General features: G+C 74.9%; 1 pseudogene. It reads left to right on the forward strand.

Annotated features, from left to right (window positions below):
• Positions 1-161: pseudogene (locus AC0IY0_RS28795) on the forward strand (bestrophin family protein); the annotation flags it as partial.
• Positions 162-295 lie beyond the last annotated feature (134 nt).

Below are 295 nucleotides of genomic sequence, written 5' to 3' on the forward strand. Positions count from 1 at the left end.
GCCTCGACGCCCTCGGCGACGAATTGGAGGAGCCGTTCGGCACCGAGCCGAACGACCTGCCCCTCGATGCGCTGGTCCGGGCCGTCGACCGCATCGTCCACCACGCCCTGGGCGAACCGATGCCGGCGCCGCTCGCACCGGACGGGTCTTGGCTGCGGTAGCGCCGGGATCAGCAGTTCCAGGCACGCAGGACCGGTTCGCTCCGGTCGTGCTCGTAGCCCCGCACGCTGACCCTGGCGGTACCGAGCCCCAGCAGCGCGCCGCCCGCCGGCGGCAGGGCGAGCCAGCGGGCGGC

It is taken from the genome of Methylobacterium sp. AC315 (genome assembly GCF_979253755.1).